The 15,727-nt window shown below is 40.7% G+C and carries 16 protein-coding genes and 1 pseudogene; 9 read left to right on the forward strand and 8 right to left on the reverse strand.

Annotated features, from left to right (window positions below):
• A pseudogene (locus tag L652_RS0111315) lies at positions 1-301 on the reverse strand (3-oxoacyl-ACP synthase); the annotation flags it as partial.
• Positions 302-454: 153 nt separating this feature from the next.
• On the opposite strand from L652_RS0111315, the gene L652_RS0111320 reads away from it, so the two are divergent.
• From L652_RS0111320 to L652_RS0111345, 6 genes are all read left to right on the forward strand, one after another.
• Positions 455-1,762, forward strand: a complete 1,308-nt coding sequence (locus tag L652_RS0111320) for an amidohydrolase family protein (RefSeq protein ID WP_024595764.1) — start codon at positions 455-457, stop codon at positions 1,760-1,762.
• An 8-nt stretch (positions 1,763-1,770) separates the two neighbouring features.
• Positions 1,771-2,175, forward strand: coding sequence for a DUF4440 domain-containing protein (locus tag L652_RS0111325; protein WP_024595765.1), 405 nt, complete (start codon positions 1,771-1,773; stop codon positions 2,173-2,175).
• A gap of 61 nt (positions 2,176-2,236) precedes the next feature.
• The gene (locus L652_RS0111330) at positions 2,237-3,478 is read left to right on the forward strand and encodes a histidine kinase (RefSeq protein WP_029753216.1); all 1,242 of its coding nucleotides are present in this window, start codon (positions 2,237-2,239) and stop codon (positions 3,476-3,478) included.
• The gene (locus L652_RS0111335; RefSeq protein WP_024603458.1) at positions 3,475-3,996 is read left to right on the forward strand and encodes a response regulator; all 522 of its coding nucleotides are present in this window, start codon (positions 3,475-3,477) and stop codon (positions 3,994-3,996) included. The genes L652_RS0111330 and L652_RS0111335 overlap by 4 nt, the downstream gene beginning before the upstream one ends.
• A gap of 24 nt (positions 3,997-4,020) precedes the next feature.
• Positions 4,021-4,443, forward strand: coding sequence for a DCC1-like thiol-disulfide oxidoreductase family protein (locus L652_RS0111340; RefSeq protein ID WP_024594548.1), 423 nt, complete (start codon positions 4,021-4,023; stop codon positions 4,441-4,443).
• Positions 4,444-4,545: 102 nt separating this feature from the next.
• Positions 4,546-4,824 (forward strand): peptidylprolyl isomerase, encoded by a 279-nt coding sequence (locus L652_RS0111345; protein ID WP_002959014.1) that lies wholly within the window; start codon positions 4,546-4,548, stop codon positions 4,822-4,824.
• A gap of 61 nt (positions 4,825-4,885) precedes the next feature.
• Here the strand turns inward: L652_RS0111345 and L652_RS0111350 are convergent, their stop codons facing one another.
• The 6 genes from L652_RS0111350 to L652_RS0111375 form a co-directional block, all read right to left on the reverse strand.
• Positions 4,886-5,617, reverse strand: coding sequence for a MauE/DoxX family redox-associated membrane protein (locus tag L652_RS0111350; protein ID WP_024594549.1), 732 nt, complete (start codon positions 5,615-5,617; stop codon positions 4,886-4,888).
• A 341-nt stretch (positions 5,618-5,958) separates the two neighbouring features.
• Positions 5,959-6,618 (reverse strand): DsbA family oxidoreductase, encoded by a 660-nt coding sequence (locus tag L652_RS0111355; RefSeq protein WP_024594550.1) that lies wholly within the window; start codon positions 6,616-6,618, stop codon positions 5,959-5,961.
• A 114-nt stretch (positions 6,619-6,732) separates the two neighbouring features.
• Positions 6,733-7,953 carry a Xaa-Pro peptidase family protein gene (locus L652_RS0111360; RefSeq protein ID WP_024594551.1) on the reverse strand — a complete coding sequence of 407 codons (1,221 nt, stop codon included), beginning with the start codon at positions 7,951-7,953 and terminating at the stop codon, positions 6,733-6,735.
• 101 nt (positions 7,954-8,054) lie between these two features.
• Complete coding sequence (locus L652_RS0111365) at positions 8,055-8,663, reverse strand: flavin reductase (RefSeq protein ID WP_024594552.1); 609 nt, start codon at positions 8,661-8,663, stop codon at positions 8,055-8,057.
• Positions 8,664-8,672: 9 nt separating this feature from the next.
• A complete protein-coding gene (locus L652_RS0111370) occupies positions 8,673-9,395 on the reverse strand; it encodes an SDR family NAD(P)-dependent oxidoreductase (RefSeq protein ID WP_024594553.1) in 723 nt (240 codons plus the stop codon).
• Positions 9,392-9,790: a DUF393 domain-containing protein gene (locus L652_RS0111375; RefSeq protein ID WP_024594554.1), complete on the reverse strand. Its 399-nt coding sequence runs from the start codon at positions 9,788-9,790 to the stop codon at positions 9,392-9,394. The genes L652_RS0111370 and L652_RS0111375 overlap by 4 nt, the downstream gene beginning before the upstream one ends.
• Before the next feature lie 120 nt (positions 9,791-9,910).
• Here L652_RS0111375 and ppc point away from each other — a divergent pair, with 120 nt between their 5' ends.
• Together ppc and cdd are read left to right on the forward strand one after the other, a co-directional pair.
• Positions 9,911-12,556, forward strand: a complete 2,646-nt coding sequence (gene ppc, locus L652_RS0111380; RefSeq protein ID WP_024594555.1) for a phosphoenolpyruvate carboxylase — start codon at positions 9,911-9,913, stop codon at positions 12,554-12,556.
• Positions 12,557-12,692: 136 nt separating this feature from the next.
• Positions 12,693-13,619, forward strand: coding sequence for a cytidine deaminase (cdd, locus tag L652_RS0111385; RefSeq protein WP_024594556.1), 927 nt, complete (start codon positions 12,693-12,695; stop codon positions 13,617-13,619).
• 90 nt (positions 13,620-13,709) lie between these two features.
• On the opposite strand, the gene udp is transcribed toward cdd, so the two are convergent.
• On the reverse strand, positions 13,710-14,465 hold the full coding sequence (gene udp / locus L652_RS0111390) for a uridine phosphorylase (RefSeq protein ID WP_007375563.1): 756 nt from the start codon (positions 14,463-14,465) through the stop codon (positions 13,710-13,712).
• Between the two features lie 454 nt (positions 14,466-14,919).
• Between udp and L652_RS0111395 the strand changes: the two genes are divergently transcribed.
• The coding region (locus L652_RS0111395; protein WP_024594557.1) for an arginase family protein at positions 14,920-15,727 on the forward strand (808 nt) is incomplete at its 3' end.

Here is a 15,727-nt window from a genome sequence, read left to right on the forward strand (position 1 = left end):
CTGTTGCACCAATGTTTTTTTGCACTTGTGAGGCGGTATTTGCCACAACAGTAGAAGGTGTACAGGTTGCTAATATCACTAAATCAATATCTTTAGGATCAATGCCTGCGCACGCAATAGCATGCTTAGCAGCAACGGTTGCCAGCTCAGCGGTACTTACATGACTCACTCGGCGAGATTTAATGCCAGTACGCGTGGTTATCCACTCGTCGGTGGTATCAACTATTTCACTAATTTCATCGTTGCTAATGCTTGCTGGTGGAATGCATTTACCCCAACCAGTGATATGTGCGTAAGGCATAGTATGTTCTCTTAAGGTGGTCTGACATGTGTTACTAATGGGGGAGTTATACCAAAAAACGGCTTTCAAGACTAGTTTATAGCATGCTTTGTATCGTAAATATTCGCAATTACAGGTTATTTAAGGTAATGCTAGTATAAAAAAGGAGCAAGTATGAAAACAACACTAATAACAACATTCACTGCAATAACGCTGGCATTAATAACAAATGGGGCTTTTGCTCAACAGCATAAAATTATTTATGCGGGCAGTTTACTTGCATCCGAAGATCAAAAAGTAAAAACAGAGCAAACGTTAGTCATAACAGATAATACAATAACAGCCATTAAAAACGGCTACCTCACAAAAGCAGAACTTAACCTACCTGATGCCGATATTATCAATCTTAAAAATCAATTTGTAATGCCTGGTCTCATTGATATGCATGTTCACGTTACGTTTGAGCGAGATGCTAAAGCAAATCCTCACCGCTGGGCAACAGAATATGATGCCGATTATGCTTTGCGCTCAATTAAATATTTACAACGTACGCTCGATGCGGGTTTTACATCAGTGCGAGATTTAGGTAGCGATCACAAAGTAATATTTCCGCTAAAACGCGCTATTGAGCGAAATGATATTAACGGCCCTCGCATTTTTGCAGCGGGTAATACAATATCGCCTACCGGTGGACACGCAGATATGCACGGTTATCGAAAAGATATTACAGATGCGGTTACAGGCGGGATTGGTATTTGTAATGGCGCGGATGATTGTAGCCGTGCGGTACGCGAGGTAATTAAAAGTGGTGCTGATGTAATTAAAATTACTGCCACGGGTGGAGTACTAAGTAATACCGCTGCTGGGGTTAACCAACAACTTACAGATGCAGAGCTGATTGCAATTGTTGATACGGCTCACCACTTAGGACGTAAAGTTACAGCCCATGCACACGGTACACAAGGTATAAAAGCGGCCTTAAAAGCCGGTGTAGATTCTATTGAGCATGGCTCTTATTTAGATAAAGAGGCAATAAAGTTATTTAAAAAAACGGGGGCTTATTTAGTACCGACGCTTTTAGCGGGTGCAACGGTAAGTGAAGAGGTGCTTACAAACTCAAATATGCTACCGGCAATAGCCGACAAAGTGCGTGAAGTGACTCCAAAAATGCAGGCTTCGTTTAAACTTGCACTGAAAAACAAGGTTAATATAGCTTTTGGAACAGACTCTGGGGTGTCGCGTCATGGGCTCAATGCTAACGAGTTTAGTTTAATGGTAAACAATGGAATGAGCGAAGCCCAAGCTATTAAATCAGCAACCATACATGCAGCTAAACTGCTGGGGCAAAGCGCACTCATTGGCGACTTGAGTGTTGGTAAACAAGCAGATATTATCAGTGTGAATGGCTCACCGCTTAAAAATATCGACGTACTTAAAAACGTGCAATTTGTTATGAAAGCCGGGCAAGTTTATAAACAATAGGGAAGGTTATGAGCAGCAAAATAAAAGTGTCGTTGTTTAATCATTTGATTGACGCTGAGCGCCAGTTACTAGACCCAGAAGTTCGCCAATCTGAGCGCGCATTAGATGCTTTACTCGATGATGAATTTATCGAAATTGCTGCCAATGGCACTACATTTAATAAATACCAAGTACTTACCCGCTTACCTACCGAGGTTGTGCCACAGTTTTATAATCAGCATTTTAAGGGCCGAATGCTGAGCGATGATGTAGTGCAACTTAGTTACCAAGCTGCTTTTAGGCGCTCTGCTCGCGCTGAGTTTAATTATTCATTGCGTATGTCGCTTTGGCGTAAAAGTAATGAACAATGGAAAATGGTGTTTCACCAAGGAACGCCTTGTGCGCCGTTTTCAATTTCGATGGATGATGATTAAAAATCATATAACCGTTAAAATAACCTTATTAAACATTTGATTGGGCAATAACCTGTTGTTAATGCGTACCGACCCCACCATTAGTCGATTATTAATGCTGCGAAGCGGCGCGATTGCCGTGCAATTAATTGCGGTACTTAGCGTTTATTTTTTACTAGAACATCAAATTGCATTACTGCCTTTACTTATTGTTATTGCCGTTGAGGCTGTGTTTCAGCTTATTAGCCTATTTGCTTATCGAAATGTAAGCCGTGCTAAACCTTTGGGTATGTTGATGCAGCTAACTGCAGACGTATTATTTTTAACGGTTTTGCTATCGCTAAGCGGCGGTGCAACTAATGCATTTGTTTCGCTGTTATTGCTCCCAATAATGATCGCTGCTGTTACGCTGCGAGAAAAAGGATTAGCTTATATTGCGGTATTAGCCATTGCCGCATACAGTTTGCTACTTATAAAGATGCCCGATCACAGTATGCATCAAATGAATATGAGTGGTCATTTTATTGGCATGTGGGTTAATTTTGTTTTAAGTGCCAGCGTAATTGCCCTCGTTATTGGCGCAATGAGCAGGGCACTTAAAGAGCGAGAGCGAATTATTGCAAACGTGCGTGAAAAACAATTGCGTAATGAACAGTTTGTTACCCTTGATGGGGCTGCTGCACAAATCACCCATCAACTAGCGACCCCAATTGCAAATTTACAGCTATTGTTTGAAGAGTTATTAGAAGACCAGCCAAACAACCCTATTGTTAAGCACATGCAAGCGCCGCTTACTCAGTGTAGTACGCAACTTAACGACTTTAGAAAACTCTCAGAGCAATTACGCCTTAAAAATTCGCAAGAGCATACCACCGTAAAGCAACTGCAAACGCAAATTACAGATACGCTTTTACTGCAATACCCTGATCAGCACATTAGATGGATAACGCCACCTATTGCGGCAACGCTATTGAGTGATGCGATGTTATTGCCTGCTATTTTAAATTTATTGCAAAATGCCGCGCTCGCTAATCAAAAACAAGGCCAAACTCAATTAGAGCTGAGTTGGCAGCAAGATAACTTACATAGTGAATGCGTTTACTTGTTAATTCGCGATTTTGGCCGTGGCTTTTCATCATCGCAATTAGCAGAGCTTGGCGGGCAACTTATGCCAAGCGATCAAGGAATGGGGCTTGCTGTGCTTTTATCAAACGTTACTTTTGAGCGTTTAAATGGCTCACTTACCTTGTTTAACCATGCAGATGGCGGCGCTGTCGCCAAAGTTAAACTCGCTATTGTAAACACTGAGAATAACGCCTCATGAAGTTACTTATAATTGAAGACGACATTAATTTAGCCAGCACACTGGCAAGGCGTTTAACTAAACAGGGCTTTACCTGTGAGGTGGCGCATAATCAAAGTGATGCGTTACTTACCGCGCGTAAACTATTGCCCGACTTTGTTTTATTAGACATGAAACTGGGCGACGATAACGGACTTGCACTCATAAAACCGCTGCGTAGTTTGCTCCCCCAAACTCATATTGTTTTACTAACTGGGTTTGCAAGTATTGCAACCGCAGTAGAGGCAATGCGGTCAGGTGCAAACGATTACCTTACTAAGCCGGTTGATATGGCAACATTATTAAAAGCGCTTAACACCGAGCCTGTGGCATCGAATGTTATTGATGATGCGGTTATGTCGCCAGAGCGCTTAGAGTGGGAGCATATTCAACAAGTGCTGCACAGTAATAATGGCAATGTGTCGGTTACCGCGCGGCAACTTAATATGCATAGGCGTACTTTGCAGCGCAAGTTACAAAAAAAGCCGGTGCAGCAGTAAAGTACTTAATTTAAGGAAGGTGTTATGAGCGATGATGCAGCTATATTAATGCAAAACCAAAAAGTTATTTTATTTGATGCGCAATGTAAGCTGTGCAGCGCGTGGTGTAATTTTATTATTGCTCACGATAAAAATACTATTTTTAAATTATGCAGCGTGCAATCTTCAAAAGGAGAACTGTTGTTAACACACTTTGGTTTTTCAACCAGTGAATACGCTTCAATGGTGCTTGTTGAAAATGGTAAAGCATTTACACAAAGCCATGCTTTTTTTAATGTTGTTAAGCAGCTAGGTTACCCATACAAGCTAGCAAACGTATTTAGTATTTTGCCAAATAGTTTTAATAATTGGTTATACGATAGGGTTGCTTTAAACCGCTATACCTTATTTGGAAAATATCAGTATTGCAGAATTTCCAACCCAGATGATGCTAAACATTATTTATAAATTAGGCGTTAATACACTGCAGTATAAGTAGATGCTAGGTTTATGAGGTTGTGTTAAAATCGCCGCGTTTAATTTCAGCTAACGGTATAAAAGGCTTTTTTCATGGCAAACACAGCACATGCACTTCACATTTTGGTTAAGCACAAAGAAATTGCAGAAGATATTATTAAGCAATTAGGTAAAGGTGCAAAGTTTCAGACCTTAGCTAAAAAGTATTCGTCATGCCCATCGGGTAAAAAAGGCGGTGACTTAGGTGAATTTAGACGCGGACAAATGGTTCCACAGTTTGACAAAATTGCATTTAAAGGCGCAATTTTAGAACCTCACCTAGTTAAAACAAAATTTGGCTGGCATGTAATTAAAGTACTTTATCGTACTTAATAAGCTCGCTGACAATTGCTTAAAAGGCTGCACTATGCAACCTTTTAAGTATTAAGCCTTTTTATTTTATCAACATCCAGATACCCGCAGCAATCATAAACAGGTTTTCGGTCAGAGAGACAAACCCCAGTGGTACATTACTATCTCCGCCAACACAGGCACATTTAAGCTCTCGTTTGTCTATGTAAACAGCCTTAATCACCGACACGGCGCCAAAACCCCCAATAAATAATGAAATTGGTGCAACAATATAAGCTGAAAGTCCTGCAATCATGCCAATACTTACAAATGCTTCTAAAAAGGGGTAAACATAAGCATATCTCACTACTTTCATCGCAAATAAATCATAGGTTATAAAAGAATTACTAAAGCTGTATAAGTCGCGTAATTTTTGAATAGCCAGTACGCCCATTGTTAACGCGACAAACAGCATAACTGTATGCATAGAAAAAAGTGCAAAGCCAGTCGAGTAGCTAAATGCAAAGGCAAGCAATAAGGTAACAGCAAAAATGGCCGTTACGGGAGTATAAGTAGTACCTTGTTGGCCAGGCTCCGATTTATTAAAGTAATCGCGCAGGTCGTCATACCCGCCAATGCGTTCGTTATCGATAAATGTTTGTGGTGTGGTATCAACATTGTGTTTTTGTTGAAATGCATCGGTTTCTTCGCGCGAAGTCAGCGGCTTATCATCTACCTTATAGCCCTTTCGCTTAAGTAAATCTTTTGATTTGAGTCCAAATGGGCAAATATGCTCATTAGTTACCATTCTGTATAATGTTGCTGACTTAGCCATGCTTGCTCCTTATGCGTATTTAGTTACTAGTTAACCCTTAAGTAATAGTGAGAGTGAATAACGGTATGAAAGAAGTTAATAGCACCTTGTAATATTTACGTGGCACTTGAACCAAAATAGCGCGCAGCACACTCTCTAAGGACACATAATAGACAATGCACGTTTAGTGCCAGCGCTTTTATAGTAGCGCAGGTGATAAGGTTTTATTGGAAGAGGTTTGTGATGACAGCTTATAAAAAAATCGGCTTACATAGATAGTAAAGCGTGAATTTACGCTGCACCTTTAAATGAAATAAGGCTGCATTGCGCAGCCTTTCTTAATTTTAAACTTTATTTGTGTATTAAGCGTCTTGCTTGGCTTCTTCTTCACTAATCTGTTTTAGTGCTTGAATGAAAGAGTCGCTTGGTTGTCCGCCAGTAAGTGCATATTTATCGTTTATGATAAACGTAGGTACTGAAGTAATACCCATTTGTTTAAAGTTGTCTTGCTCTTGGCGCACTGTTTGTACGTATTTGTCTGAGTGTAAAATACTACGTGCCTCTTCTTTATCAAGGCCAACACTTGCTACTACATCAAGCAGTGCTTCTTCTTGATTTAAATATTTTAAATCAGTGAAGTGCGCTTCAAAAAAGGCGAGTTTTAGCTTCGTTTGCTTACCTTCTTCACGTGCCCACATTAATAAACGATGCAAATCAAAGCTGTTGATCATGATACGTTTGCCATCAAAATTAAAGGTAAACCCAGCACGCTGACCGGCTTCGAACATGTTTTTACGATTTTCGTCGCCTTGCTCTTCACTTAAGTTGTACTTTTGCATTAAGTGTTCGTTTAAGTCTTGACCTTCAATTGGCATATCTGGGTTTAGTTCAAAAGGATGCCACGTAATATCTGCGCTCATTTCGTCTTTGAGTTGCTCTAGTGCAGTTTCTAGGTTTTTATAACCCACTACACACCAAGGGCACATTACGTCTGAAACGATATCAATTTTAAAGTTTTTCATATTTATCCTTTTGAGGATTGCTTTGGTATAACAGGGGATATTGGGATGAACTGCACTTTATCAATACCAAACTAAAAAGAGCAGCTAAGCAGCTGCTCTTGAAGGTATTCAGTTTTAAGCGTTAAGGCCAAATGGGTCGTCAATACTATAACTTGGTTGTGTAAACCAATGAGGGCCGTTGTCGGTCATGTAAAAATGATCCTCTAAACGCACGCCAAATTCATCGGGTATAACTAACATTGGCTCGTTACTAAAGCACATGCCTGGGGCAAGTGGGGTTTTATCACCGCCAACTAAATATGGCCATTCGTGAATATCTAGCCCAATGCCGTGACCAGTTCGATGCGGGCAACCCGGTGTTTGGTACTGCGGGCCTAGCCCTTGCGCTGCTAAATAGTTACGTGCGCCCGCGTCAACGTCTTCGCACGTAGCACCAATTTTAGCTGCATTAAACGCGGCCATTTGCGCTGCTTTTTCATGATCCCAAAACATACGTTGGCGCATTGTTGGTTCGCCAAATACATAGGTACGGGTTATATCTGATAGGTAATCGTGTACTTTACAGCCAGTATCAATTAGTACCATATCGCCTTTTTTAAGTATTTGGGCATCTTTTACACCGTGCGGGAAAGACGTTGCAACACCAAATAAAACAATACAAAAATAGTTACCTGGCGCACCTACTTTTTGGTGTGCTTGCTTAATAAAAGCTTCTACTTCGGTGGTGGTTATTCCCTCATAAAGCATGCTTGCTGTGGCTTGATGCACGGCTAAGGTCATGTCCATCGCGCGTTGCATTAAGCTAAGTTCATGAACTGATTTATGCATACGGCAATGCGCCGTTACAGGTTGTGCGTTTATGAGTGTTAAACCCGTTTGTGCTTTATTAATGCCGTCGAATATAAAAAATTGTGCGCTTTCATCAATGCCAATAGTTGCGTTTTCATTAATGTTTAGTTTTTTTAATACTTCGACAAAAAGTGCATAAGGATTTTCGTGCTCTTGCCACCCATGAATAGGCCCATCTATTACTTTAAACCCGTTTAGTGAACCAATTTCGAAATAAGGCGCAATGTATTGTACTTCACCAAGGGCGGGTAATATCGCGCCAACCATACGTTCGCTCGCGTACCATTTCATGCCTGTAAAGTAGGTAAGGTTGGTGCCAGCGTTTAAATAAATTGCATCTATGTTGTTTGCTAGCATATACGCTTGCGCCTTGGCTATGCGCTCTAAATGTTCGTCAGCAGCAATAGGGGTCAGCGTTTGCGTCATGTTACTTAGGCTTGCCAGCGCTTGCTCGCTTGATTGTGTACCAATACCGATGGTGGTCATATTTTTCTCCTTGGATTTTTAGCTAGTGTGATTAATACCAAGGTAAAATTCAATGTTATGCGATAAGAGGCTATTAGTTTATAGCCTCTTAAAATGGCATATTATTTTTTAGCGTAAGGTAAACGCGTTAGTTTATTACTTGTGTGGTAGCTATCAAGCCCGGTTATTGCCACCGTTTCAATAGCCTGTAAATCTAAAAAGCCATCACTTTGAAGTGCTACTTCATCTAAATACACATCAGTGATTTCACCTATTACAAGCTCTGTGCCATTGATGGCTAAATGTTGGTTTTCTACAAATTTAACCGAGTACTTTAAGCGGCTTTCTTTAACAAAAGGCGCTGCAAACTCGTTTAAGTATTCGGGCGTTAAACCTGTCGCCGCAAATTCCGACTCGTCTTTGTCGTAGCGGGCTGATGTTTGATGAGCTTGCTTATAAATAGCTTTATTAACCTGGTTAATGGTGTAACTACCGGTTTCGATTATGTTTTCGAACGTATGTCGAGGCACGCTATTTGGGCGCATTATCATGCCAACTAGCGGCGGGTGAGCACCTAAATGAATAACTGAGCTAACAATGGCGAGATTAGTATTGCCTTGTTTGTTTTGCGTGCCAATTAAGTTGGCGCTTTTAAAACCCGAAAGCGAATTAATTAAATGAGTACGAGTGTGTTTTTCAAGTGCGTTTATGCGTTCTTTAGTAAAATGCATTAAAGGTCCTTACCACGGTATGGTTTCGCCTAGCCAATCTAAGTAGGCAGGCTCACCATTGAGTTCTAAATGAAGGTTATTAAAAGTAAGTGTAAAAAGCTGCTTAGCTACAAATTCAGCTGTAAAGAGTTTTCCAGCGGGTACGTTTTTTTGAAATGGCTTTGAAAGCGCAGTATCAGTAGTCCCTGGGTGAAATAAAACGAGCTTGGTATTTTTAGCTCGGCGTGAAAGCTCAATCGCTGCGGTTTTAAATAGCATGTTAAGAGCAGCCTTAGAGGCGCGATACGTATACCAACCGCCTAATTTATTGTCGTTAATGCTGCCCACACGCGCACTGAGTGCTGTAATAGTACAGTGCGTTTTATGTGTTAAGAGCGGCAAAATACTCTGCAAGCAAAGTAGGGGAGTTAGGGTGTTTGAATTGAGAAGTTGGCTAAAATACTCAGCGTCTAAATCCTCCAGCTTTTTTTCGGGCATATGGGTTTCGTTGTGCAGTGTACCATTGAATATAATAACTTGTTGTATATCGGCATTTTGCTCTTTTAGGTAATTAGTAACGCGCGCTAAACTTTGTTTTGTGTAGTCAGTATGCAGGTGGACAACACTAGAGTCAGATTCAATACTTTTTGAACTAATACAAACAATCTGATGAGTAGGCGTGTTTATTTGTAAATGTTCTATATATGCATTTGCTATGGCACTGCTTGCGCCGAATAAAACAATGATTTTCATTTATCACCTTTTGCTTTTAGTCCACATTGGCCGTTACTGCACTGAGTATTTGGCATTAAAAAGCGACTGATGGGGTGCCTATACTTAGCAAATAACAGGTATCCGCAGTCAGCGAAAAAGCGAATTATTGGCAAGCGAAAAATTTTCAACCAGCTGTGTTTACCCACTATTTTCCATGCTTCGTACGTTACATCAAGCCCGTAAATCATTTCACCTGATTGCTTTTGGGCTTGCAGGTAGTTCATTGCTTTGTCTTTATCAATATACGAGTAGCGTTCACTAAAGTCGCTCGCGTTAAGATCTTCAAGCGTAATTAGATTTTTAGAGTCTGCGTGTTTTAGTTGCTGCATTTCGGTGCTGCAAAGAGGGCAGTTTCCATCGTAAAAAATGATCATGTAATTGCTTTGTGATTATTTTATATATACTTTTTTACGACAAGACATTGCAAATGGATCTATTAAATATCTCTTCATGATGATATTAATAGTGTCCTACGAAACAAAGGAGAATGAGAAATGAGTGAACAATATGCCGCCTTGCGAGGTAATGTAAATTTACTTGGGCAATTACTAGGACAAACTATTAAGGATGCTCAAGGCCAAGCTATTTTAGATAAAGTAGAAGAAATTCGGGCTTTATCTAAATCATCTCGCAGTGGTAATGAAGACGACAGACAAGCGCTAATAGACGTTTTACATGCGCTTAGTGATGAAGAGCTTTTGCCGGTTGCCCGTTCATTTAATCATTTTTTAAACCTTGCTAATGTAGCAGAACAATTTCATACCGTTTCGCGTTTTAATGACGTTGGCCTTGGTCAACAAAACCCTCTCACTCAAACATTAAAAACGTTAGTTACAAAAGCAGAACAAGGCCAGCTAGATAGTAATCATTTGGCCGAAACACTCTCAAAACTCCACATCAACTTAGTATTAACCGCCCACCCAACCGAGGTGACGCGCCGTACTATTATTAACAAACATGTTGAACTAAGTGATTGCTTAGCGTCATTAGAGCGAAAAGATAACTTACCGCTAGAGCGAGACGCTATTTTAAATCGTATTGAACAGCTTATTAGCCAGGCTTGGCATACCGACGACATTCGTCGCTCTCGCCCAACGCCAGTTGATGAAGCTAAATGGGGTTATGCGGTAATCGAAAACAGTCTTTGGCACGCTGTTCCGCGCTTTTTACGTGAATTTTCAGCTAATGTTAAAGATCAATTAAGTTTAGAGCTACCAAAAGATTACAGCCCTATTGAGTTCACATCTTGGATGGGTGGAGACCGTGATGGAAATCCATTCGTAACATCGCAGGTTACAGCAGAGGTGCTTGACCACGGTCGTTGGATGGCGCTTAACTTATATATTCAAGATTTAAAAACGTTATGCGCTGAACTCTCTATGTCAGACGCCAGTGATGAGCTTATTGAGTTGGCAGGTCAAGACTTTGAACCATACAGAGCGGTGATCAAAAAGCTTAAAAACCAAGTTGCAGAGACCGTGGCTCACCTTGGCGCTAAAATTAAAAATAAGCGTAGCGATTCACAAGATTTAATTACCGATATTAATCAGCTTAAGCACCCTGTAGAGGTCTGCTACCGCTCGTTATTAAAGTGTAATATGAAAGTAGTTGCTGATGGCTTATTGCTTGATTTACTCTACCGTATTAATAGCTTTGGCTTGCGTTTAGCTAAACTCGATGTGCGCCAAGACTCGTCTCGTCACAGCGATGTTTTTTCTGAGCTGACTCGTTATTTAGGTTTAGGCGACTACAACCAATGGCAAGAGCAAGATAAACAAGCTTTTTTACTTACTGAGCTTAACTCTCGCAGACCGCTTATTCCAAAACATTGGCAACCAAGCCCTGATGTTCAAGAAGTGCTAGACACCTTTGATGTTATTGCTAAGCAAGACGAACAAACATTTGGCTTGTATATTATTTCGATGGCGCGAACAGCATCAGACATTTTAGCAGTACAATTATTGCTAAAAGAAAGCGGCTGTAGCTTTGATTTACCAGTAGCACCCTTGTTTGAAACACTCGACGATTTAAACGCAGGCAGTGATGTAATTACTACATTACTTGATAATGTTTGGTATCGCGGGCACATTAAAAACACCCAAAATGTAATGATTGGTTACTCTGATTCTGCTAAAGATGCCGGCATGATGGCAGCAGGTTGGGCACAGTACGAAGCAATGGATAAACTAGTGCAGCTTGCTGATGAGCGTGGTATTGAACTTATTTTATTCCACGGACGTGGTGGCACAGTAGGGCGTGGTGGCGCACCTGCTGCACAAGCGCTGCATTCACAACCGCCAGGTTCGTTAAAAGGTGGTTTACGTGTAACCGAGCAAGGCGAGATGATTCGCTTTAAATTTGGTTTACCCGATGTAGCACTGCAAAGCTTAAATATTTACGCAGGCGCAGTTCTGCAAAGTAACTTATTACCGCCACCAGAGCCAAAACCGCAGTGGCGCGAAGTAATGAAGCTAATAAGTGAGGAGTCGTGTGAACATTACCGTAATGTAGTTCGTCATGATGAAAACTTTGTACCTTACTTTAGAATGGCAACACCTGAGCTTGAACTGTCTAAGTTGCCGCTTGGCTCGCGTCCTGCAAAACGTAACCCTAATGGCGGCGTTGAAAGCCTGCGTGCTATTCCATGGATTTTTGCGTGGAGCCAAAACCGTTTAATGCTTCCTGCATGGCTAGGTGCGTTAACAGGCTTAAAAGCTGCGCTTAATAAGTACGGCGCAGAAACCCTAAACGAAATGAGCTTACAGTGGCCGTTCTTTAGATCGCGCCTAGAAATGCTAGAAATGGTATTTAGTAAAGCCGATTGTTGGTTGAGTGAGCATTACGATAATGCGCTGGTGGAAGATATGTACAAACCACTGGGTGTAACACTTCGTAAAGAGCTTCAAGAAGCCATTAGCTTAGTGCAATCACTTAGCCCGCAAAAAAGCCTACTAGCCGAACAACCTTGGATTAAGGAGTCGATTAGTTTACGTAACCCGTACACCGATCCACTTAACTTACTACAGGTTGAGCTTTTACGCCGTGCTCGCTCAGAGGAAAAACGCAACGAAGGTGACATTGATAATGCATTAATGATCACGATGACAGGTATTGCAGCAGGTATGCGTAATACCGGCTAACATGTTATTTTGTTAGGTATACCTATTGGTATTAAAAGGGAGCACGCGATGTGCTCCCTTTTTTTGCGTTAAATAGGCTGGTATTTAACATCCTAACCTTTTAAACTACTTAGCCATTGAATAATTAAAAAATGTTATGGCTTCAGCAACTTTTACTGTACAGCAAGATACAGCACTTACAAATTCGCACATCACATTAAACGTAGCGCAAACAGCGTCATTACGTAGTCAATTAAAATCACAACATGGCATATTAAATTCTAATAATATTAAAGCGTTATGCGCACAACTCAATGTGTCTGATGATGCATTATTACAAGGTTTAGTACCTTTGGCTTCTGAGTATGCTGTTGCGCCGATATCAGATTTTCATGTAGGCGCAATTGTTAAAGCGCTTGATGAAAAGGGTGAGGTAAACTTTTACTTTGGTGCGAATGTAGAGTTTGATCATCAAGCATTGAGTTTAGTGGTTCATGCAGAGCAATCGGCTATAAATAACGCATGGTTAAACGGCGCTAAAAAAATAGTTAAAATTGCGATTAGCGATGCGCCTTGTGGGTATTGTCGCCAGTTTATGAACGAACTAGCTGATGCGAAAGAGTTTGATATTTTACTTCCTGATCAGCAATTTAAACTTGCTGAATTACTGCCGCATTCATTTGGACCTACCGATTTAGGTAACGAATTTAGCTTATTTAACCCAAAACCACAGCAAGGTAATTTTAGCGCTGAAGACCTTGATGAAACCCTAGCGCGTTTTGCACTTAATGCGTACGTGCCTTACAGCCAAAACTTTAGCGCCGTAAAAATAAGTACATTTAGTGATGGTGACTTTTACGGAAGTTACGCCGAAAATGCAGCTTACAGTCCAAGTTTATCGCCACTACAAAGTGCACTAAGTCAGTTCTTTTTAGCTGGGCTTAGCTTTAACGAAAGTACGGTGAAGGGAATAACATTGCTCGAAACAGCGGGTCGTGAAAACCAGTCGCAAGTGGCAAAAGCTGTACTTGCCAGTTTTACGCATTTACCAGCACTTAAAGTAATTAGCGCACCACTTAAATAGTGGCTTGCATACAATAAAGCACAGCCGGCGCTGTGCTTTATTAAAGCGAGTCATTCTATCGAATTAACTCACTAACTGCTATAAGCTGTATTAATCAAGTAATACTTTAGCTGCTTCTAATACGACTGCTACAGATTTACGCTCAATTTCACCGTGGTCTACATTTGGTATTTCTTGGCGAGTACGGTTAACAAGTACGCCTGCTACACATGCTGCTTGTAATCCAAGGGCTGCACACATAGTAAATAATGTTGCCGATTCCATTTCGTAGTTCATCACGCCCAATTTTTGCCACTCTTCGCAGCTACCTTGTAGTGATTTAGGAACGTAACCAGAGTGCGTATCGTAACGCTCTTGCCCTGGGTAGAATGTATCGCTTGATGCAGTAATACCAATATGAAAATCGATATTTAGGTTTTTACATGCTTGTACCATAGCTTGTGTTGCATAAAAGTCAGATACAGCAGGGTAGCTAAGTGGTGCAAAATGTTGGCTAGCTCCATCTAAACGTACAGACGCTTGGCTAATTAAAATTTCGCCTTCGTTAATGTGTGGCTGAATTGCACCGGTTGTACCAATACGTAAAAATTTACGCACGCCAAGTTGTGCTAATTCTTCTACTGCAATCGACGTAGATGGACCACCAATACCTGTAGAACATATAACCACAGAGTGGCCGTTTAATTGACCTAAATAAACATGAAACTCGCGAGTTTGAGCAAGGCAGGTTGGGTTGTCTAGGAATTGTGAAATACGTGCTGCACGATCTGGATCGCCCGGTACAATCGCAAGTTTTGCACCTTTAAGATCGTCAATACATAGTCCTAAGTGAAATACCTTTTCCATAGCTAAGCCTTTTATAATAATTTGTTGTCAATCTAGCATGATTGCTAGAAACGTTTATCAAGTACAGGACGATTGTCCGTTTTATCTTAACTCTTCCAATAAAGCCTTAATAATTTTAAGGGCTAATTTGATTTATTCACCAACTATGAATATTCACTCAAGTACTTATATACGTAGCCTTGTTGCGCTGTTGACATGTTCAAGCAGACATAATAAGTATCACTCAAGCGCGTAACTACGATTAAATGGATGATTACAAAGTTTCATTAATATCAAATAAATTCAATGGCTTAAATTTGTAGTGAACACGTAAAAACCAACGTGTTTACTTATATTAAGCACTGACTTATTTAGCAAAGTGGCATTTATTTGAAGTTTAGGCATTTTTAGTGATTTTGCATAACTAATCAAAAGTAATTAGCTACGTACAGAATAAAAACCGAAGGAGTTTATTATGAGCACACAATTTGAAGCATTTAAAAACAAAGTTGAGCACTGTTTGTGCGCACCGGGCGATGGCGTATACACAGTAAATACTGCAAAAGAGCGCAAAGCCGCGCTGCGTAATAAACTTTACGGACAAACTGAAAACGTTGATAATTTGTGGCGCGAGTCTTTAAACGAATTACCAAACTCACCACATAAAGCCGTTATGTTAGGTATTAGTTCAGACTGTGGCGGTGGGATATTACGCGGCGCAAACTGGGGACCGTTGTTTGTGCGCTCAGCATTAATTGACCAGCAACCGCAGTGTCATTCGTTTGACTTAGGAGATGTACGTGTGATCCCACATCTACTTCATGACAAATACCTAAATGATGCAACCATTTCTAATTGCCAAAAAGCCTTATATGGTGATGAAGATAACGACTATTACGTAAGCCCGTTATCAATCACTGAAGATGTGTGCGACAGTTTTTACGCAACGTTTAAAGATAAAGGATTATTTGGTATTGGTGGCGATCACTCAATTAGTTACCCACTTACTAAAGCGTACTTAAAAGCAAAACGTGAACAAGGTAAGCGCACGGCTATTATTCACTTTGACGCGCATACTGATTTACTTGTGGAGCGCTTAGGTATTGATTTATGTTTTGGCTCGTGGTGTACACATATATTAGAGTTTTTACCGGCGCCGCATCATTTAATACAATTTGGTATACGCTCAAGTGGCAAGCCTAAAGCGCATTGGGAAAATACTTTTGGTGTTAAACAGCACTGGGCACATGAAATCATTGAACGCGGCGCAGCAGCGGTTGCTG

This window comes from Pseudoalteromonas sp. TB25, assembly GCF_000497995.1.
Taxonomy (GTDB): Bacteria; Pseudomonadota; Gammaproteobacteria; order Enterobacterales; family Alteromonadaceae; genus Pseudoalteromonas; species Pseudoalteromonas distincta.

What these genes read in the sequence shown, in the direction of transcription:
- ppc (WP_024594555.1), top strand. Translation starts at nt 9,911, where the DNA reads ATGAGTGAACAATATGCCGCCTTGCGAGGTAATGTAAATTTACTTGGG.
- L652_RS0111340 (WP_024594548.1), top strand. Translation starts at nt 4,021, where the DNA reads ATGAGCGATGATGCAGCTATATTAATGCAAAACCAAAAAGTTATTTTA.
- L652_RS0111350 (WP_024594549.1), bottom strand. Translation starts at nt 5,617, where the DNA reads ATGGCTAAGTCAGCAACATTATACAGAATGGTAACTAATGAGCATATT.
- L652_RS0111330 (WP_029753216.1), top strand. Translation starts at nt 2,237, where the DNA reads ATGCGTACCGACCCCACCATTAGTCGATTATTAATGCTGCGAAGCGGC.
- L652_RS0111375 (WP_024594554.1), bottom strand. Translation starts at nt 9,790, where the DNA reads ATGATCATTTTTTACGATGGAAACTGCCCTCTTTGCAGCACCGAAATG.
- cdd (WP_024594556.1), top strand. Translation starts at nt 12,693, where the DNA reads ATGGCTTCAGCAACTTTTACTGTACAGCAAGATACAGCACTTACAAAT.
- L652_RS0111360 (WP_024594551.1), bottom strand. Translation starts at nt 7,953, where the DNA reads ATGACCACCATCGGTATTGGTACACAATCAAGCGAGCAAGCGCTGGCA.
- udp (WP_007375563.1), bottom strand. Translation starts at nt 14,465, where the DNA reads ATGGAAAAGGTATTTCACTTAGGACTATGTATTGACGATCTTAAAGGT.
- L652_RS0111355 (WP_024594550.1), bottom strand. Translation starts at nt 6,618, where the DNA reads ATGAAAAACTTTAAAATTGATATCGTTTCAGACGTAATGTGCCCTTGG.
- L652_RS0111345 (WP_002959014.1), top strand. Translation starts at nt 4,546, where the DNA reads ATGGCAAACACAGCACATGCACTTCACATTTTGGTTAAGCACAAAGAA.
- L652_RS0111335 (WP_024603458.1), top strand. Translation starts at nt 3,475, where the DNA reads ATGAAGTTACTTATAATTGAAGACGACATTAATTTAGCCAGCACACTG.
- L652_RS0111365 (WP_024594552.1), bottom strand. Translation starts at nt 8,663, where the DNA reads ATGCATTTTACTAAAGAACGCATAAACGCACTTGAAAAACACACTCGT.
- L652_RS0111370 (WP_024594553.1), bottom strand. Translation starts at nt 9,395, where the DNA reads ATGAAAATCATTGTTTTATTCGGCGCAAGCAGTGCCATAGCAAATGCA.
- L652_RS0111320 (WP_024595764.1), top strand. Translation starts at nt 455, where the DNA reads ATGAAAACAACACTAATAACAACATTCACTGCAATAACGCTGGCATTA.
- L652_RS0111325 (WP_024595765.1), top strand. Translation starts at nt 1,771, where the DNA reads ATGAGCAGCAAAATAAAAGTGTCGTTGTTTAATCATTTGATTGACGCT.